The 18,597-nt window shown below is 62.4% G+C and carries 15 protein-coding genes; 9 read left to right on the top strand and 6 right to left on the bottom strand.

All coding sequences use genetic code 11. The features are described from left to right. Positions 1–135: 135 nt before the first annotated feature. The 3 genes from FVE66_RS09655 (at position 136) to FVE66_RS09645 (ending at position 2,580) form a co-directional block, all read left to right on the top strand. Positions 136–1,023 carry a LysR family transcriptional regulator gene (locus tag FVE66_RS09655; RefSeq protein WP_151447159.1) on the top strand — a complete coding sequence of 296 codons (888 nt, stop codon included), beginning with the start codon at positions 136–138 and terminating at the stop codon, positions 1,021–1,023. A 337-nt stretch (positions 1,024–1,360) separates the two neighbouring features. Continuing rightward, positions 1,361–2,131, top strand: coding sequence for an enoyl-CoA hydratase/isomerase family protein (locus tag FVE66_RS09650; protein ID WP_151447158.1), 771 nt, complete (start codon positions 1,361–1,363; stop codon positions 2,129–2,131). Between the two features lie 95 nt (positions 2,132–2,226). After that, on the top strand, positions 2,227–2,580 hold the full coding sequence (locus tag FVE66_RS09645; protein WP_151447157.1) for a RidA family protein: 354 nt from the start codon (positions 2,227–2,229) through the stop codon (positions 2,578–2,580). A 25-nt stretch (positions 2,581–2,605) separates the two neighbouring features. Here FVE66_RS09645 and FVE66_RS09640 read toward each other — a convergent pair whose 3' ends face one another. Then, a complete protein-coding gene (locus FVE66_RS09640) occupies positions 2,606–3,586 on the bottom strand; it encodes a Bug family tripartite tricarboxylate transporter substrate binding protein (protein WP_151447156.1) in 981 nt (326 codons plus the stop codon). A 115-nt stretch (positions 3,587–3,701) separates the two neighbouring features. Beyond that, positions 3,702–5,759, bottom strand: coding sequence for a metallophosphoesterase (locus tag FVE66_RS09635; RefSeq protein WP_161993239.1), 2,058 nt, complete (start codon positions 5,757–5,759; stop codon positions 3,702–3,704). A 158-nt stretch (positions 5,760–5,917) separates the two neighbouring features. Between FVE66_RS09635 and FVE66_RS09630 the strand changes: the two genes are divergently transcribed. Further along, positions 5,918–6,817 carry an IclR family transcriptional regulator gene (locus tag FVE66_RS09630; protein ID WP_151447154.1) on the top strand — a complete coding sequence of 300 codons (900 nt, stop codon included), beginning with the start codon at positions 5,918–5,920 and terminating at the stop codon, positions 6,815–6,817. Positions 6,818–6,873: 56 nt separating this feature from the next. Here the strand turns inward: FVE66_RS09630 and FVE66_RS09625 are convergent, their stop codons facing one another. Then, complete coding sequence (locus tag FVE66_RS09625) at positions 6,874–7,782, bottom strand: universal stress protein (protein WP_161993238.1); 909 nt, start codon at positions 7,780–7,782, stop codon at positions 6,874–6,876. Beyond that, positions 7,779–10,619 (bottom strand): beta-phosphoglucomutase family hydrolase, encoded by a 2,841-nt coding sequence (locus tag FVE66_RS09620; protein ID WP_151447152.1) that lies wholly within the window; start codon positions 10,617–10,619, stop codon positions 7,779–7,781. The genes FVE66_RS09625 and FVE66_RS09620 overlap by 4 nt, the downstream gene beginning before the upstream one ends. Positions 10,620–11,540: 921 nt before the next feature. Here FVE66_RS09620 and FVE66_RS09610 point away from each other — a divergent pair. Then, positions 11,541–12,053, top strand: coding sequence for a hypothetical protein (locus tag FVE66_RS09610; protein ID WP_151447150.1), 513 nt, complete (start codon positions 11,541–11,543; stop codon positions 12,051–12,053). Between the two features lie 830 nt (positions 12,054–12,883). Continuing rightward, complete coding sequence (gene dusA / locus FVE66_RS09605; RefSeq protein ID WP_151447149.1) at positions 12,884–13,912, top strand: tRNA dihydrouridine(20/20a) synthase DusA; 1,029 nt, start codon at positions 12,884–12,886, stop codon at positions 13,910–13,912. 325 nt (positions 13,913–14,237) lie between these two features. Here the strand turns inward: dusA and FVE66_RS09600 are convergent, their stop codons facing one another. Both FVE66_RS09600 and FVE66_RS09595 read right to left on the bottom strand, forming a co-directional pair. Continuing rightward, the gene (locus FVE66_RS09600) at positions 14,238–14,615 is read right to left on the bottom strand and encodes a hypothetical protein (protein WP_151447148.1); all 378 of its coding nucleotides are present in this window, start codon (positions 14,613–14,615) and stop codon (positions 14,238–14,240) included. 163 nt (positions 14,616–14,778) lie between these two features. After that, the gene (locus FVE66_RS09595) at positions 14,779–15,324 is read right to left on the bottom strand and encodes a hemerythrin domain-containing protein (protein WP_161993237.1); all 546 of its coding nucleotides are present in this window, start codon (positions 15,322–15,324) and stop codon (positions 14,779–14,781) included. A 390-nt stretch (positions 15,325–15,714) separates the two neighbouring features. Between FVE66_RS09595 and FVE66_RS09590 the strand changes: the two genes are divergently transcribed. The 3 genes from FVE66_RS09590 (at position 15,715) to FVE66_RS09580 (ending at position 18,421) form a co-directional block, all read left to right on the top strand. Beyond that, entirely contained in the window at positions 15,715–16,626 is a 912-nt protein-coding gene (locus FVE66_RS09590) for a hypothetical protein (RefSeq protein ID WP_151447146.1), read from the top strand. A gap of 75 nt (positions 16,627–16,701) precedes the next feature. After that, positions 16,702–17,001: a PRC-barrel domain-containing protein gene (locus tag FVE66_RS09585; RefSeq protein ID WP_151447145.1), complete on the top strand. Its 300-nt coding sequence runs from the start codon at positions 16,702–16,704 to the stop codon at positions 16,999–17,001. Between the two features lie 217 nt (positions 17,002–17,218). Further along, positions 17,219–18,421 carry an Hsp20 family protein gene (locus FVE66_RS09580; protein WP_151447144.1) on the top strand — a complete coding sequence of 401 codons (1,203 nt, stop codon included), beginning with the start codon at positions 17,219–17,221 and terminating at the stop codon, positions 18,419–18,421. Positions 18,422–18,597 lie beyond the last annotated feature (176 nt).

Raw genomic sequence — 18,597 nt, 5'->3', positions numbered from 1 at the left:
CCAGGTGCAGTTTGGAGGATGGCAGGATTATCGGGCAACAGCAGTTCAAATAAAAATTTATAATCCGAATTGATTGATCCGCTTTTCAAATCAATGCTCGGATCACTAAGCAAATCAATAACCCGAGATAGGCCGATGAACATATCTACCCGGCACCTGAAGGCCTTCCTCACCCTGGCGCAGGAGCGCAACTTTACCCGGGCCGCCGCGCTGTCGCACCTGTCGCAGCCGGCCTTTTCCATGTTGATCCAGAGTCTGGAGGAAAGCGTTGGGGTGCGCCTGTTCGACCGTGGCACGCGCAAGGTGGAGCTGAGCGTCGAAGGGCGGCTGTTCGAAACCTCGGCCGCGCGCCTGCTGGCCGAATTTGACAATGCGGTCGGCGAGCTCAACGACCTGGTTGCGCTGCGCAAGGGCAGGGTGACGATCGCCGCATTACCTTCCCTGTGCGCACAGCGCTTGCCGGAGGTGATCGCCGCCTTTCGCAGCCTGCATCCCGGGGTGGAGATCACCCTGCACGACGTGACCTCGGATAATTGCCTTGACCTGTTGCGGCGCGACCGTTGCGACTTTGCGCTGACTTCCATCGTGTCGGCGACTGACCTCGAAATCGAACCGGTGCTGTCGGACAATTTCTTCCTTGCTTGCCCGGCCCGGCATCCATTGGCGAACTCGCGCAGCCGCAAGCTGGGCATCGCCGACCTGCTTGCCTGGGAGTTCGTGCAGCAGGATCGTTACAGCAGCGTGCGCCAGCAAGTGGACGCGGTCACCTATCCGCATCAGCTCAAGACGGTGATGGAGGTCACCAACATGGCGACCGCGGCCGGGCTGGTGGCAGCGGGGGTCGGACTGGCCATCATTCCAGCGGTGGCGCGCTTCAATTTTGAACGGCCCGGGCTGGTGTGCATACCCTTGCCGACGCAATTGCTGTCGCGGCAGATTTCGGTCGTGCGGCAGAAAGGCCGGCAGGACTCGCTGGCGGCGGCGGCGTTTGTTGGGCTGCTGAAGGAGTACTGGAAGGTGTGATTGGTGCAGCCCTGCAGGATTTCGGCTCGCCGGAGCGGAAAGGGCGGGGCGCTTGTTGCGGCCGATGATGAAGGACAGCATGTTCGGGGCGCTGTTGCCGACCGCGACCATAGCGGGTTCGGATGCCGCCGCGCCCAGGATGCGGGCGGTCAGAAATTCATCGACAGGGCGCTCTGCAAGTAAAATGCCGCTCCATGGCCCGCTGCCAGAACTGCCTGCCGTCGCATCGCGCCGGACATGGCTGCGGCGGGCGGCGGGCGGTGATACCCGGCAGTGCAATCATTCCGGATCAATGTCAACAAACCCCAATTCGTATTCCCAAGCTAGCGAGGATTCCATGAATGTAGTTCTTGAATTTCACGGCGATCATGCCGTCATCACCCTGAATCGTCCGGAGTCGCTGAATGCGCTGAGCTTGCCGCTGCTGCGCGAACTGAACCAGGCGCTGGACGAGGTGAGCGGCTCGGCCGCGCGCGGCCTGATCGTCACCGGTGCCGGCGGCAAGGCCTTCTGTGCCGGCGCCGACATTCCTGAATTGATGGGGCGCAGCGTCGGCCAGCAGCGGCGTGACACGGCTTTCGCCCAGCAGGTGGTCACCCGCCTGTCGCGGCTGCGCGTGCCATCGGTCGCATTGATCACCGGATTCGCCCTCGGTGGCGGGCTGGAGCTTGCGCTGGGCTGCACGTTCAGGCTGGCCACCCGCGCTTCGCGGATGGGACTGCCGGAGGTGAAGCTCGGCTTGATTCCCGGCTATGGCGGCACCCAGCGGCTGCCGCGCCTGGTCGGCGAGTCGGCCGCACTCGACATCATACTGAGCGGCCGTTTCGTGGAAGCGGATGAGGCATTGCGGATAGGGCTGGTGAACCATTTGGTGGAGGACGGCGACCCGATGGAAGCCGCCCGAAAGTTCCTCGCCAGGTACACCGTGCATAGCCTGTACGCTTCGGCGCTGGCGCGGGAAGCGGTGCAGCGCGGCCTGCAGGGCACGCTCGACGACGGCTTGAAAATCGAGGCCGACCTGCTCAGCGTCGCCATGGAGAGCGCCGGTGCACAGGAGGGAATGAAGGCCTTCGTCGAAAAACGCAAGCCTGCCGTTCTCGATGAGTGAGTGCGCTGCCGGCACAAACGCGCTTGCCGCCGCTGTAGCTTCATACGCTTCAGCTTCACAGGCTTCAGCTTCACACCAATCCAGGCAATTTAAAAATGATTGAACGCATCAACGTAGAGAAACGGTTTTCCGACATCGCCGTGTACCAGAATGTCGCCTACCTGGCCGGGCAGGTGCCGCGGCCGGAAGCCGGGGTCGACATCCGTAGCCAGATGATCGACGTGCTGGACCAGATCGACGGCCTGCTGGCCGGCGTCGGCAGCGACAAGACCAGGATTCTCAGCTGCCAGATTTTCATCGCCGACATCCGCGATATCGCGGTGATGAACGAAGTGTGGGACGCCTGGGTGGCGCCCGGCCACGCGCCGCCACGCGCCACCGTGCAGGCGACGCTGGCTCGCCCGCATTACCGGGTCGAAGTGGTGATGACGGCGGCGCTCAAGTCCTGATCGGGCCCGCGGCAGGTTTTCATCACTACTGTTTTGGAATGCCGACCTTGTCGATGATGTCACCGTATTTTTTCATCTCGGCGACGACGAAGGCGCGCAATTTGTCGGGCGTCAGGTAGGTCACGGCCAGTCCCTGGTCGCCCAGCTTCTTGGCCACCGCCTTGTCTGCCAGCGCGGTGGCAACGTCTGCAGAAATCTTCTCGACCAGTTGCGGATTCATTGCCTTCGGGCCGAACACGCCGAACCAGTTCGAGATCTCGAAATCTTTCAATCCCAGCTCCTTGGCTGACGGTACGTCGGGCAACATCCCATCGCGGACATTTGCAGTCACCAGCAGCGGCTTGAGCGTGCCGGCGCGGATATGGCCGATGATGGAGGGCGCGGTGGCGAACAGCAGGTCAATCTGTCCACCGAGCAGGTCAGCCACTGCCTGCGAGGTCCCGCGGTAGGGCACATGCGTCAGGTTCATGGCGGTCTGGATCTTCAGCAGTTCTCCAGCCAGATGCTGCTGTCCGCCTATGCCTGGCGAGCCGAAGGAAAGCTGGGCCTGCGTTTTCTTCAGGTCCAGCAACTGCGCCCAGGAAGTCACCTTCGACTTGGGGCCGGCAACAAGGTAGAGCGGCGCACTGGTCGCGAGCGCGATCGGCTGCAGGTCGGCTTGCGGGTCGTACGGCATCTGCTTGTAGACCAGTTTGTTGAGCGATACCTCCGGCGTATAGGCGACCAGCAGGGAATGCCCGTCCGGCCCCGCGTTGACGATTTGCTGCGCCGCGATCATGCCGCCAGCGCCGGCCTTGTTTTCAACCACTACCTGCTGGCTCCATTTTGTTGCCAATTCATTGGCGAGCACGCGGGCCAGGACATCGGTTCCGCCTCCCGGCGGATAGCCGACGATGAACTTGACCGGCTTGACGGGAAACGGGTCGGCAGCCAAGGCGGAAAGCGGCAGCGCCGCTGTCGCCAGGGTTGCCAATAGCGCCAACAACGATTTTCTGCAGATGCTCATCGTGCTCTCCATGAAATGACGGTCGAATATTCCTGTCGTGATGCGCCTGGTCGTATCCGGCTCCTGCCAGCCACGCTGGCAGGACCTGTTGGCGTGGTTTCCTGCCGGTACCGGCTCAATCCCGGGTTAGCAGGACCAGTGCCATGCCATCGACGCTGGCAAAGCTTCCATCGGCCGCGATGACTTCCCGCGTGAGCAGGTTGACGGCATTAGCCGTCCGGCGGGTGCCCAGCTGGCGAGCCACCTCGCTTGCCGGCCCGCAGAGCAGTGAAAGTCCCTGCTCGCCGACCGAAAAATCGCTGATGCGGCAGCCACCCTCCTGCGTTGCGGTGGCCAGGGTAGCGCCGCCGGCGGCTGGCAGCATTGCTCCCATGCTGGCCACGGTGTTGGCCGCTTCCCGCGGGTTGAAACTGCGATCGATGAAGCCATTGCGCGGGAAATAGCCGCGGTCGATGTCCATGAAGGTGTCGAACACATAGCGCACCCGCTGCGATGTGCGCGAGGCAATGATGGCCTCGGCTGCCAGGCGGGCTGTGTCGACATTGTCGTCACAGGCGCGCGCAAGGCTAGGGCCGGCCAGCTTGACCGACGCGATGATGTCGCAATCGAACTGCGCGGCAAACGCATTCAACTCGGCGGCTACCGCAAGCAGGTCGGCTCCGCGGTCCAGGCGCACCGTGATGCCGTCGATCACCCGATCGGCGATCAGCGCGGCGATGCGATCCTGCAGGCCGGGTAGCTCCTCCGGCCGGATGCCGGCGTTGACGAAGTGGCTGAAATGCTGGCCGTCGAAGTGCGAGTCTTCGGTGGTGCGCAGCTTGGAGAAAATTATCCTGGCGCCGCTCTTGCGCTTCAGACGTGCGATCTGCGCGGTGCGCTTGCTCATCTTCTCCATCGACAGGTTCAGCTCGATCGCGCTCAAGGCCACCCCCGAGGCGAGCACATCGTCGAGGAAGCTTTCCTGTGGCACGCCCAGCGCAGTGACGATGAAGTCGTGGCCGACGTCCGACATCAGGCGCGCCCGGGCCAGCGTGGCGGGATCGCGCAGATCCTGTTCCGGCACCTTCAGGGTGCGCATGCCGATTTCCCACAGCACCATCAGCTGGTAGTCATTGCGCACCGGCTTTCGCCCGAATTCCTGGACGCCGCCGGTGCACGGGATCTGCACCACTTCAGTCCACGCGTGGCGCATTTCGACGCCCACCCCGGCCAGTCCCGACGTCTTGGTGTGAACCGGCGCCGTCAGCTGTTTCGGGCGGAAGGTTTCGCTACCCTTGAGTTTGTCGCCATGGGTCCTGATCAATTGCGCGACATGTCCCCTTTCGTAGACGTCGACCACGAAGTAGCCGAATTTATCGGTGTCGCCCCGTCCGTACTCGAAGCCTGGCGCCGCCCGGTAGAACTCGGCGAAATCATGCCGCAGGAATGCGGTTGACGGCAGGAGGTACATCTCGGCGCGGCCGACGACGTCGTACCAGAAGTTGTGCACGTGGCCGGCAAACACCGCTTCCACATTGGCGCAGCGCATGCGTTCCAGCAACCAGCTGCGGCCGGGTTCGTCGATGTTGTCGTAGGTGCTGCGCTCCCTGGACTCGAACACGTACGGCGGGTAGTGGGTGAAAATGAATATCCGCTTGTCGGTGCCGGTGATTTCGGCGTCGATCCACTGCTTCTGCGTATCTTCCGACTCCAGGCCGGAGTTGAGCAGCAGGGCATTAATGCAGAGGAACTTGATGTCGCCGCGCTCGAACGAAAAATAGTCGGGGCCGAATATCTCGCGGTACTTCTCCACATAATCCTGGCACACGATGTCGGCCGGCATCCAGTCGATGCTCTTGTCGCCGATGTCGTGGTTGCCCGGCACCACATGCACCGGCAATTTCGCCAGGCTGATGATTTCCTTGAAGCAGGCGGTCGCGTCCTCGAAGGTTGGCAGGCTCGGCACCGGATGCACCATGTCGCCCAGGTGGATCACGAACTCGGGCCGCGGCTCTATCGTGGCGATCTCGCTGAAGACGTGGCGCGCGCGCTCATTGGCCATTGCGTTCGTGGCAAACGGGGAAGGGGAGACGCCCTCGGCTTCGTTGACGTGGGTGTCGGCAACGATCACGAAGGAAAACAGGTGTTCGCCCTGCGGCTTCTTATCGGTATTCAGAGTTTTCTCCTGGCACAAGACTGGTAATGGCGGTTCTAAATGGAATACAATTCCAAATAGTGGAATTAAGTTCTGAAAAGTTTGGCTGGAAGATTGCGGTTTGTCAATCCGGAAAGTGCGATGCAAGCAGGCTGCACCGCAGCGGCGCGACGGCCAAAATGAAATGGGAGGCGGGGATGGGGACAAATCGGGAAGCAGATGGCATCGCAGGCGACAGGACAGCGGTCAAGACAGGGGGCAAGACCGCAGTGAAGACAGCGGGCAGGACCAGGGACGATACGCGCTACGAGCTCTCCGCTCGCCCGGTGCTGCAGAGCCACCCGCAGTTCGCGTCCACGCTGGCCAACGGTCTCGACGTGTTGCGATGCTTCACGGTAAGCCGGAGCAGCCTGGGCAACAAGGAACTGGCCGAGCTGCTGGGCTTCACGCGTCCCACGGTTTCGCGTCTCACCTTCACGCTGGTGGGGCTGGGCTACCTGCAGCGCGACGCCAAGACGCAAAAGTATTCACTGGGGCCGGCCGTACTGTCTCTCGGCTATCCGCTGCTGGCCTCCTTGACCGTGCGCCAGTTGGCGGCGCACGACATGGTCGAACTCGCGCGCTTTGCCCGCGGGCCGATCTCGCTCGGCCTGCGCGACCGCCTGTCCGTGGTGTACGTCGAGACCATCTATGACCAGGAGACCAACCTGACCCGCCCCGACATCGGGTCCTCGCGCCCGCTGCTGCGCACGGCGATCGGCCGGGCCTTGCTATACGCCCATGACAAGCTGGAACGCGAGCTGATCTTTGCCCGCCTGGCAGAAGAATTTCCCGACGATTGGGCCAGGTACGAGGGCGGTGTGCGCGATGCTTTCGAGCAGATCAGGCGCCGCGGCTTTTGCATCGTTGCCGGCGACTGGAATCCGGCGTTGTGTGCAGTCGGCGTGCCGATGAAGTACAGGGTCAATGGCGCGCCGATGGCGTTCAACCTGACCGTGCCAGCCTACGCCACGGACGAGAAATACCTGGCCGAAGTCCTTGGTCCGCGTTTGTGCGAACTGGTCAGGAATGTGGACTATCGGCTCGGCATGCCTTAGCTGGTCCGGGTTTGCCGGCGCAAGCGGCGCCGGCCAGTCGGAGAAGCGTCCTGTCCTCAGCTTTCCAGTTCGACGCCAACTTTCAGGTGGACTGATGATTGCTCAGCCTGGCGAATCAGCAGCAAGGGGCATGAGGCCTGCTCCAGCAGGCGCTTGAGCACCAGCGCGCGGCCGGCGCCGAATGCCCCGTGCCAGCCGAGCGCCAGCATGCTGCTGCCAGCCAGTTCCACCTGCTGCAGCAGCACCATCGCCGGGTCGCCGCAATGCAGCAGCGCGCTTTCGACATGCCGCGCTTCTTCATCGGTGCAACTGCCCAGTCCGCGGTCCAGCATCTGACGGAGACGGTGTGGATATTCGTGGTGGACGGCATCCGCATATGTTCCCAGTGGGGCCGCTGCCGATCCGTCCGGACCGTCGCCGGCGTGCAGTACCGTCACCTTCAATTGCAGCGGCGCCGCCAGTTGCGCGGCGGCTTCCAGTGCGTGGTCGGCCGCGGCCTCGCCGCTGGCCGCAACCAGGATCGATCTCCACGGCAGCACTTCCCGATAGCGGGACGGAAACAGCAAGACCGGAACCGGGCTGTGCTCGGCGACGCCCAGCGCCACCCGCCCCAGGCTGCGCGGCTGCTCCTGCTTCTGCTCCTGTGCCTGTCCCTGTGCCTGCTGCTGCGAGATCGATTCGCCAAGGGCACTCATGATCACCATGTCGACCTTGAGCAGCGCGATTGCTTCCAGTATTGCCGCTTGGGCGTCTGTCGGCATTTGATGCAATACGAGCCGATGATGCTGGGCGTCGGGCACGCACAGCCGCTGCAATGCCTGTTCGCGCGGCAACGCATGCTCTCCCGCATGCAGCACGTGAAGGGTGGCGTCCAGCATCTGCGCCAGCCACAGCGCACAGCCTATGCCCTTGGCGGATTCAGCAGAACCATCAAGCGGCAACAGTAATGATTTGAAGCGGCTCATGGGCCGGTCCTCCGGTCGTTGGACCGGGTCACGCCTACCGGGTGTCCACATCCCCGCCAGGCCAGCGTCATTTGCAGCGAGTCCCAGGCGCCCGGCAGCCTGGCGACGGCGCCGGCGTCGGGGTGCGGACCAGTTTCATCGAACACCACGCCGAGAAAGCCAAACACCAGCGCCTGCCATGTCCCGGCCATAGCCGCGGCATGCACGCCCAGCGCGCTGTTGTCCATTTTGTTGGAGAGATCCAGCCACAGGCTTTGCTTCCAGTAGCGCAGCGCGTCCTCGTGCAGCCCGATCCGCGCGGCAATGGCGGCGTGCACCGACGGCGAAAGGCTGCTCCCATGGTCGGTCAGTGGCTCGTAATAGCGGTAGTTGGCAGCGACCACGTCGTCAGTAAAAGCCTGTGGAAACAGCACCGGCAACATCAGCACGTCGGCCTGCTTGATCAGCTTCAGGCCGTTGATCCGTTCCCAGTCGAACAGCCGGCTGACCGGCGCGTGGAATTGCTCCTCCTGGCGCAGCGGATAAGCCGCCAGATCAAAGAAACCCTCGAACTGTTCGATCACGCCGCGCTCGTCCGGTTCCGGAACAAACAGCGTGCGGGCCAGTTCGCCCCACTGTCCGGCTTCGGCCAGGTTGGTGCCGTGGTGCTGCGCCACCCAGGCCGCCCGCTCGAGGTTGAAGCGCGCCATCCAGTTGGTGTAAGCGTTGTCGTTGACCGAGTGATGGTATTCGTCCGGCCCTACCACGCCGCGGATGTGATGGTGCTGTTCACCGGGCGTCACACGGCTGGCCCAGAAGCGTGCGGTCTCGAACAACAGGTCCGCTCCCGGGCCCGCCAGGAATTCCTCATCGCCGGTGGCTTCCCAATAGCGCCAGGCGGCGTAGGCAATATCGGCCGTGATGTGGATCTGCTGGGTGCCGGTGAAGATCGGTATTTCGCGGCCGCTGCTTTTCAGTACGATCTTGGCCGGGGTCAGGTCGTTACCAGTGACCGTCGACTCCCAGGCAAAGCAGGCGCCCGCGTAACCGAGCTCGCGCGCCCGCCGGCGCGCACCTTCCAGCGTGCTGTGCCGGTAGAGCAGCAGATTGCGGGCCAGCGCCGGATCCACATGCAGGAAAAACGGCAACATGAAGATTTCGGCGTCCCAGAATACATGCCCCTCATAGGCGCGGCCGGACAGGGTGCGGGCGCCGATCGAGACGCGGGGATCGTTGCCCGCGGCCGACCTGAGGTGGTAGCTGTTGAAGCGAAGCGCCTGCTCGACATCCGGATGGCCAGGCACCCGGATGTCGGCCCGCCCCCAGAAATTCGCCCATGGGACCGCATGTGCCTGGAACAGCTTTTCGATGCCGTCCGGATCATGCGCGCGGGAGTGCGCCAGGGCCGCTGCCTTCGGGTCCGCCGTGTCGCGGCTGGTGAACACGGAAACCACGCAGCGCAGGAAGTTTGGTCCGGAAACGATGCGGGAGACGATGCAAACCTCGATTTGCGACGCATGGGTCCGGTATCGCACCAGTTCGATGTCGCCATCAATCAGGTACTCGATCCGTTCCAGGTGAGGATGCTGCTCTGCCAGGTCCGGAACATCGGGCGAGGTGCGAAGCTCGGTTGCCTCCCAGTGGTTCTCCGGGGTGACCACGGCATCCTGAAGCAACAGATGCGGGTCGTCCAGGGAGGCACAGCGACGTGTGCGCACCAGGGTGCGGCGCCCGCCCGGCGTTTCGTAGGCCGCCTCGATGTGCAGGATTGCGCCACGCATGTCCAGCACCCGGCGCAGTTCGCGGCCATGGCCGCCATCGAAGTCAAGACGGGTATCCGCCACCGTGATCTGCAGACGCAAGGGCGACGGCAGGGGCACCAGCTCGGCATACGGGTCCGAGCCACGCTCGGGCGCGAAAAATTCAAATTCGGAATAGGGCAGGCCGGGCTGCTTGGCGTCGTAGACGCCAGCGACGAAAAGGTCTGACTGCGATCCTGGCAGCGGGCTGTCGAGCGCGCCGCGCACTCCCATGTAGCCATTGCCGAGCGCGAACAGGCTTTCCATCTGGCGCTCGCGGGCCAGGTCGAAGCCCTCCGCCTCGATGCGCCAGGCCAGCTTTTCCTTGCTGGCGCTGAGAGCCGCCTCCAGTTGGGCGAGCGGCAAGGACGCGAGGTCGGGCACCACCACGTCCGCGCCGGCAGCGCGCAGGGCGGCTGCGTTGCCGCCGCGATCGACCCCGACCACCAGCGCAAATCCGCCGCGGTGCCCGGCCTGCACCCCGGCCACCGCATCCTCGACCACGACGGCATGGCCCGGGGTGACGTCCAGCGCATGCGCTGCATGCAGGAAAATGTCCGGGTCCGGCTTGCCCTTGAGCCCCAGCGCATCGAGATCGATCCCGTCCAGGCACACATCGAACAGTGCCGCGATGCCTGCGCTATCCAGGACCTGGCGTCCATGGCGGCTGGAGGTCACCACGCCGGTCTTCACGCCGCCTTGGCGCAGCGCCTCGATCAGGGCAATGGTGGAGGGAAAGGTCTCTACACCGCGTTCCTGCAGGAATCGTTCGAACAGTTCGTCCTTGTGCCGGGCAATCTCTTCTTCTTCCGCCGGCGAAAGCTCGATCTCGCGCGCCCGCAGCACGCTGCGCACACCCTCGCGGCGTGGCTTGCCGTCAACATACGCCCGGTATTCTGCTTGTTCATCGAATGGCTGGCAGGCGCGGCCGACGGCCAAGCGCGCAAACAACTGGTCGAACGCCAGCTTCCACGCCGCCGCATGCAAGCTGGCGGTACGGGTAATCACGCCGTCCATGTCGAAGATCGCAGCCTGCAGGCCGCTGCTGGTCGATGTCACGTGCGAAATCCTGTTGTTGCCGGTGCGTACCGGGCTGGAGTCCGAAGCCTTGAAGCAAGCTCGGCGCCTTGGCGACGGGGGTTTGACAATAACACGCAGACAGGGGGACTTCGTATGAATCGGGCGCAGCCCTGAGTTTTACGGGAACACGCTCACCTTATGGAAAGGTGAGAAATTGCAGGAACATATTCTAAAAATTCAGCCTGTACCTGAGTTGAAGTAGATCAGACTTGACCCGATAGCAGCTGTCAGATTTGGGCACGCATTGAAACTTCATGAACGACCGATTTCGGCCAATAGCGGCCGCACGAACGATTGCTCCGTGCACTCTGACCTGTCACCATCTGGCGAGAACTTGATGCAAGAAGGAGCCATGGTGAAAGATTGGTTTTGGGCGAAATATCGCAAAGGCAGATTTATTGAAGGTGGGCTGCACATTCTTGACGGCGTTATAGGATTCGGTTTGCTGTCAGGTGCGGCCGTTGCAGGGGCATTCGGTCAATTCATACTGGGCGGCCTGCTTGGAGTATTTGCATGCGGTGTCTTAATGCGGATGACACGTAGATCGAAGGCAAGGGGCTCTTCTTCTCCCAAGACGGATGGAAGAAAGGGCCGCTGAAACCGATAGGGCTGCTTCGGGTCGTTTAGAGACGTTCATGCCCTCTTACACAGCGGCACGGATTTACGTCACGGTGAGTCTGTAACTGTCTCATATATAACGATTCTTTGCCGTTTAGCAGTTGCATTGAGTCATTGTTTTTATTGACTATTGGCCCGCACTCACTCGTCACATTTCGTTAGGAGCCGCCAAATTTGTCACGCGCGAACGACAACGCCTATACTTAACCAGTGTGCTCAGCGATGTCCGTATAAGTACCAGTTAGAGCTTTCTTCACCATGGCGACAGGCAGAAGCATCCAGTTGACGCGCCAAATCGGCGAGCACCTCGTTGCGGCCGAGCTCGGGCGCATGGGTCTTATCGCCACTCCTTTCGCTGGGAACGTCCCCAACTTCGATCTTCTGGTTGCTAACGAATTTGGAATTGCCATACCCGTTCAAGTCAAGGCCATAAACGGCCCATCTTGGCAGTTCAACGCGACGTCATTTATCGACATCGAGAACACGAATGGCGTGCAGCGCATTGTCGGTCCGAAGCAAGTACCTTATCCTGGCTTGATATGCGTCTTCGTCTTGCTTCGAGGTGCAGGAACCGATGAGTTTTTTGTCATGCGGTTCCGCGATCTCCAAGACTACTTTGTTGGGACATACAAAGCTGGTATTAGACCAAAGAACCCTAACTCCACGCACTGCGCCATCTGGCCGAAAGACCTGCAGCAGTTCAAGAGCTGGGCTCCTCTATTCGAAGCGTTGTCAAATGAAGAGAGCGCTCTAATGCTTCGCTCGAGGGGACAACCAACGGCGGGGAAGGTTTGAGTGCTTTGGATAGTGGGTACCCAAGAGGTAACCGGAAGACTGTAAGTGAGGAATCGTTTTTCAGCTTGGCGCAAAGAAAGAAGGAAAAGGGGGAGACGAAATGGAACTGAGTAAACAGGTTCTTGAGGATGTGTTCCGAGTTACACGACAGGTGGAAGTAGGCGATATTACATTAACCAAAGGCGCGACTGATCTGGTGCGACGCCCATGGATTCAATCCCAACTCGGCCACCATGACGATTCGCTCACTGTGCCATATGATCAGAGGTGAGCGTTATCGTCGAGCAATGACGATTGACGCGACGGATTACTTCCTTAGCAGAATCAAAGAAGCGGATGGAACCGAGGGGTTGCGCGTGGCTTTGAAAGGATTGTCCCTTAGATCGACTACCGCCACTCAGCAGGCGTAAACGTGCCGGGTTTGCAGACCATCCTGGTCAAACATAGCAAGTAATCTAATCATCGCGATTGCCAAGTTCGAGCTACTCCGTACTTCAAACACGGCCATGTCGGAACGTCCACTCTGGGTCGTTTGCAGACCTTCGCGCATGCCCGCTTTCCGCCAAGAGCGGCGTTACAGGGCTTTTCTAACGGGTCACTGGCTGCGGTCACTAAGCCTTCGTCCGGACTGAGTACCGCGGAGTGGCAAGCGCAATCTTCAGATAAGACGGCGTTGCGCTAATCGTCCAACTGCCCATCGCTCCTATTCTGGCAGGGGAAAGAGGGAAGATCTGCCTGGGTGGGAAGCAGAGCGACGCAGCTCCTGATGCGCAACACTGCTCGGACTGGCAGATGCCGACACCCCGTCGTTCCCGGTAAAATTACGCACCATGCAAAATTTGCCCCGCCGTACCGTATCCGTCGCCCCCATGATGGACTGGACTGACCGCCATTGCCGGATGTTCCACCGCCAGATCACCCGCCACACCTGGCTCTATACCGAGATGGTGACGACCGGTGCCTTGCTGCACGGCGATGTCGCACGCCATCTGGATTTTGCTGAGGCGGAACACCCGGTCGCGCTGCAACTCGGCGGCAGCGAGCCGGACGACCTTGCCCGGTGCGCAAAGCTGGGGGAGGAGTGGGGTTACGATGAAATCAACCTCAACTGCGGTTGCCCTTCGGAACGCGTGCAGCGTGGCGCGTTCGGCGCCTGCCTGATGGCTGAACCGAAGCTGGTTGCCGACTGCGTCAAGGCAATGCGCGATGCGGTCGCTATCGATGTCACGGTCAAGCACCGCATTGGCATCGACCAGGTGGAAGGCTATGATTTCGTCCGCGATTTTGTCGGCACGATTGCCGATGCCGGTTGCAGCACCTTCATCGTTCATGCCCGCAACGCCATCCTGAAGGGATTGAGCCCGAAGGAAAATCGCGAGATACCACCCTTGCGCTATGCCATCGTGCACCAGCTCAAAAAGGATTTCCCGCAACTGGAAATCATTGTCAATGGCGGCATCCGCACACTGGAAGAAATCGACGAACAGCTGCAGCATGTCGATGGCGTGATGATCGGTCGCGAGGCGTATCACAACCCGTGGCTGATGGCGGCGTTCGACGCCCGTTATTACGATGACCCGCATAGCGCACCGACCCGCGAGCAGGTGCTCGACGCCATGCAGCCGTATATCCGGGACCAGCTCGCCCGTCATGGCGAACGTGGGCTCAAACTCAACAGCATTACCCGCCACATGCTGGGCTTGGCCCACGGCCTGCCCGGCGCACGTCGATTCCGGCAGATGTTGTCCGATTCGAATTTGCTGCGTAGCCAGGATCCGGGCTTGATCGCGAGCGCCTACGACAGCATCGCCAAGCCTGCGGCAGCCCACGGCCCGGCCGATACCGCAAGGGCGCCGTAAGGGATCACTGTCGGGTTCCCGGCAGTGCCTGGGCAGGGCCGCCTCCCCCCTGCCGCCATCAAGATTGTCCGAACTTTACCGCCTTGCCATAGTCGCAGTATGGGCAGGATGGCAATCCGCGCCTGTATTCCGGCCGGCAAAATCTTGCACGCCGTGTAAGGTCGTCCGGAAATTTTTACGTTCTGTCCCGGCCTTTCGTCCGCACCGGGCGCAAGCGAGGGCGCAATCACGGGCCGGCGCGATGGCATGGCTACTGCGTTGCCAGCGACGTCCACGTGCCACTCCAATCCGGCAAGAGCAGTTACATGCCCGGGAACCTGGTCATTCACCTACCTCGAAAGGAACCAGCAATGAAATCATTAACCCATCCATCCAGAGTACTGGTGGCAGCGAGCATCCTGGCGGCCCTGCTTGCCGGTTGCAACAAGGAAGCGGGCACGGGCGCGAAATCCGGCGCATCCGGCACGCCAGGTGGCACCACCGGGTCATCGGCGGGCACCACGGCACCTACCCCGGTCAGCCCCAGCGCCACGATGCCGAGCACACCGAGCATGCCACCGGCCGGCGCAGCCCCGGAGACTCCTGCTTCGGGCAGCAGCACCGGCGCTGCTTCCTCGTCCGGCGCGCCGCCGGGATCTTCGGGATCGTCCGATACGTCGTCGAGCTCCAGCGGTGCTTCTCCCGGTACCAGCAGTACCGGCATGACGCCACCTGGCGGCACCCCGCCGGAAACGCCGTCGACCACCCGCTGATCTGTCCCGGCGCAGCCAAACGCGCAACTGCCCTTGGCAGCTGCGCGTTTTTGCGTTTTTTCAATAGGGAGCCGGGAGCCGGCGCTTCGCCTGCGGCGCGCCGGTGACGCCGCCTCAATGCGGCAAATGCGGCGACGCCAGTCCGACCCGGTGCCCCAGTTCTTCCTCGTAACCGCTGTCGGGTAGTCCGAATTCGCTGCGCAGTTCGTCGCGCCGGTGCCGTATGTCTGCGGACAGCGCGCCGGCGTCGAGGTCGGCACCTTGCAGCTGCGGGAAGATCCTGCTGCGCACTTCCGCGATGTGGTGTCGCACGTATTCACCCAGCACATGAAAGCGCGCGCTGTAGCAGTGGTCGCCAGGTTGCATTGCTTCCAATTCGCCGACAAGCTGGCGGGCAGTGCTGTGCTCGACCAGCGCTTCTTCCACTGCGTCGATGGCGCACTGCGCCTCGGCCAGGGCGGGATATAGATATTCCTCTTCCACTTGGGCGTGGATGATCAATTCGGTACAGGTAGTTTCGACCAGGGTCTGCAAGGTCTCGTCGTCGGCGTCGTGCCTGATCCGCTCGAACTCGGCGAACAACTCCAGGATCTTGTCATGGTCATCTTCCAGCGTCCGGATGATTTCGGTCGTGGCGGGAATGCTTCCCTGTCGGGGCATTGATATCTCCTGCTGCGCACTGGACATCGAAAAATTACCGCAAGCTTCATGCCAGCTGCAATGCGGGGGGCGGCATGGAGACCTGCAGGCCTTGCCTGCCCGTGTTGCTGCGGTGTTGCTGCTTCATCGTCCTCTGCAGCGGCTTGCGCGGCACCGCATCGACGGACTGCCATTGGACATCGTTCAGGCAATCTTTACCACGACTACCCGCAAACTTTACGTCGATGCCGTTCGCTGCGCGCAGGTGTTGCCACGGCGACGTTGGGCACGGATGTTGCCTGCAGAGGAAGCAAGGCGGGATCGCCGGGGCATTCATTTTCTGGTCGCTTCGCGGGCGCTTTGTGGTCGCTTTGTGGTCATACCGGGCGGTTCTCGTCAAAGGAGAAGAGCATGCCATTGGTCCAAGTGGAGCAAGCGTACGCGGACGCCACCTCGGTCCGCCGGCCCCTGATTCCGGCCATACGCTGGGGCGCAGTGATCGCCGGTGTGGCGGTCGGCATATCGGTGCAGCTGGCGCTTTCGCTGCTGGGGATCGCCACCGGACTCTCCGTCGCCGACGTTAGCGGGGGCCGCGCAGGGCTCGCTCGTGGCGCATTGATCTGGGCCGGTTTCAGCATGCTGGTCGCGGCCTTCGTCGGCGGCTATGTGGCAGCCCGCATGACGGGCCTGAAGCGCAAGGCCGATGGGGTGCTGCACGGCGTCGTCACCTGGTCGGTCACAACGCTGCTGTTCGCTACCCTGGCCAGCTCGGCAAGCGGATCATTCCTGGGCAACATGTTCAGCAGTGTCAACTCCGGAAGCGTGATCAGCAGTACCGCCAGCGGCAATGCCAGCGACGTCGCCAGCAGGATGGCCGACATCATTCGCGCCGAGACCGGCGTCAACCTGACACAGGACAGATTGCGCACGCTGCAGCAATACATCGCCGCGGGAGAGCGCGGCCGGGCAGTGGAGTACATGGCCGGTGCCATCGGCATCGATCAAGCCAGGGCGGGCAGCATTGTCGACCAGGCGTTGATTGCCAGCGGATCGGCCGCGCAGGCTTCTGCGCGCGGCCAGGCTCAGGCCAGCCAGGCGCTGGATAGCGCCGGGCTGGCGGCATGGACAGTATTCGGGTCGGTCGCGCTGTCCCTGGTGCTGGGCATCATTGGCGGCCTGTTCGGCTCGCTTGGTTCGCGCCGCACCACGTGGAGCGAAGAGGGGGAGCCGCTGGCCATGGCCAGCGCGGCAAGGCCGGCAGCGAGCCCCAACGCCACGGTGCGCGATCCGCTGGATCGCAATCCGCAGGGGCGCGTGCCCTGAACAGATCGCTCCGGACCCGACGGCGATGCCGGAGGGCGCAATGAAAAAGAAACTCTGGATGAGGCGGCACACAGCATGTTAACAACGTTCAATGGCAGTTCCCGCGCGCGCCAGCTAAATGCTCGCGAAAAACGCTTCGCCTGCATCTTTGCGCGCGATTCAACGGCTACCGAGTTGCTGCACGGATGCCAGGTCGTCAGCGCCGGCGGCGAGAACCTGGGCCGGGTAAAGTCGATCCTGATCGATGCCCGCAGCAGACAGTTGCGGTATGTGGTGATGAGCAGGCAGTCCGGATCGGCGACGGTGGCGATACCCTGGCATGCGCTGTATTTCGATTCGGCGCTGGCGCGTCTGGTGTTCTACACCTTTTCTTGAAGCACACTTGCCTGATGATGTGCGCAACGGGGGCGGGCGGGCGTGACTGCCGGAGCCGCCGGCCGCCGGTCACGACGCCTTGGCGCGGCGGGTCAGGGACGGGCAGTCCGAAAGAGAACTGGGCTGGCATGCCAGGAAACTTTGCTTCATCCGGAGGCTCAATTGGAAGGAGGCGCAATTTGCTCCGTTGATTGTTGCAGCACCTGAGGAGTTCGCCATGGCAAGAGTAGAGCAATCGATCGATGTCAGCGCTCCGCTGAGGACGGTCTATAACCAGTGGACACAGTTTGAAGATTTTCCGCGCTTCATGGACGGCGTGCGCGAAGTTCGCCAGCTCGATGCGGCTCATTTGCGGTGGCGCGCGCATCGCCACGGTCTGGAAACCGAGTGGGAGTCCGAGATCACCGAGCAGGTGCCGGACCAGCTTATCGCGTGGCGCGACACCAGCGGGCCGCATCACAGCGGAAGCATCAGCTTCGAGCCGCTGCTCGGCGACAAGACCCGGATGCGGATGCTGATGGAATTCGAGCCGGCCGCCGATGCCGGGGAAGCTGCCGTGCAGGAGGCCGCCGAGCGCATTGGCCAGGACCTTGAACGATTCAAGAGGATGATCGAAATGCAGGGCCGGGAGTCTGGCGCGTGGCGCGGCGAGATCCATGGCGGACATGCTTTGCCGCTGGGCGCAACGCAAGATGCCACGGCCACCGCGGACAAGGCGGTCTTCCAGGGTGCTCGCATGGAGGAGCACGGCGGATCGGCCAGTCATCCATCCGGACGCTGGGAATCGTGGACCGACGAGAGTGCATTCGGTGGCGCACGTGGCGCCTCCGAGGGTGGTTCGCGGCCATCGCCTGCCAGCGCGCAGGGCGGCGAGGGCGCCTCTCCCGGGGCCGGCGAGCATGGATCGCACGCTGGGGCATCATCCGCCCTGGGTGGCGCCCAGGCGTGGTTGCGCAACCAGTTCCCGGCGCTGGAGGAGCCGATCGGCATGATGCGCCGCATGACTGGCGAGATGGATCAACTGTTCGAACGATTCATCGGCCGCCCGATGGCCTCGCGCTTTGGCCAGGGGCAGGGCGGGATGGCCGGCAAGTGGATGCCACAGGTCGAGATACTGCAACTGGAGGATGCGCTGCTGGTATGCGCCGACCTGCCCGGGGTCAAGCGCGAGGAGGTGCATGTCGATGTCCAGCATGACCGGCTCACGATCGAGGGTGAACGGCATGAGCGGGCGGAGGCACATGCGCGCGAGGGCTACCGGCGGTCGGAGCGGAGCTACGGACGCTTCTATCGGATGATTCCTCTGCCGCACGGGGTCGATCCGGACCAGGCCAGCGCCAGCATGCATGACGGCGTGCTCGAAGTGCGCGTTCCGATGCCGTTTGCGGCACGGCCGCCACGGCGGGTAGATATCGGGTGATGCGGGGCGTAGACCGGCGCACGCAAAGAACGCTCCCACCCTTTCAAGGGGAGGGAGCTACAAAGTCGATCGGCCGTTATCGCTCTTGCCGGGGAGGGAGCATTCTTTGCGTGCGACGGTATCCGCCATGAGCGAGCAACGAAGATGACGAACAAAAGATTATCGTGGGCAGGCTT

This window comes from Lacisediminimonas profundi (assembly GCF_008831265.1).
In the GTDB taxonomy this organism is placed as follows: Bacteria; Pseudomonadota; Gammaproteobacteria; order Burkholderiales; family Burkholderiaceae_D; genus Lacisediminimonas; species Lacisediminimonas profundi.
This window is presented reverse-complemented; position numbering and strand designations above follow the sequence as displayed.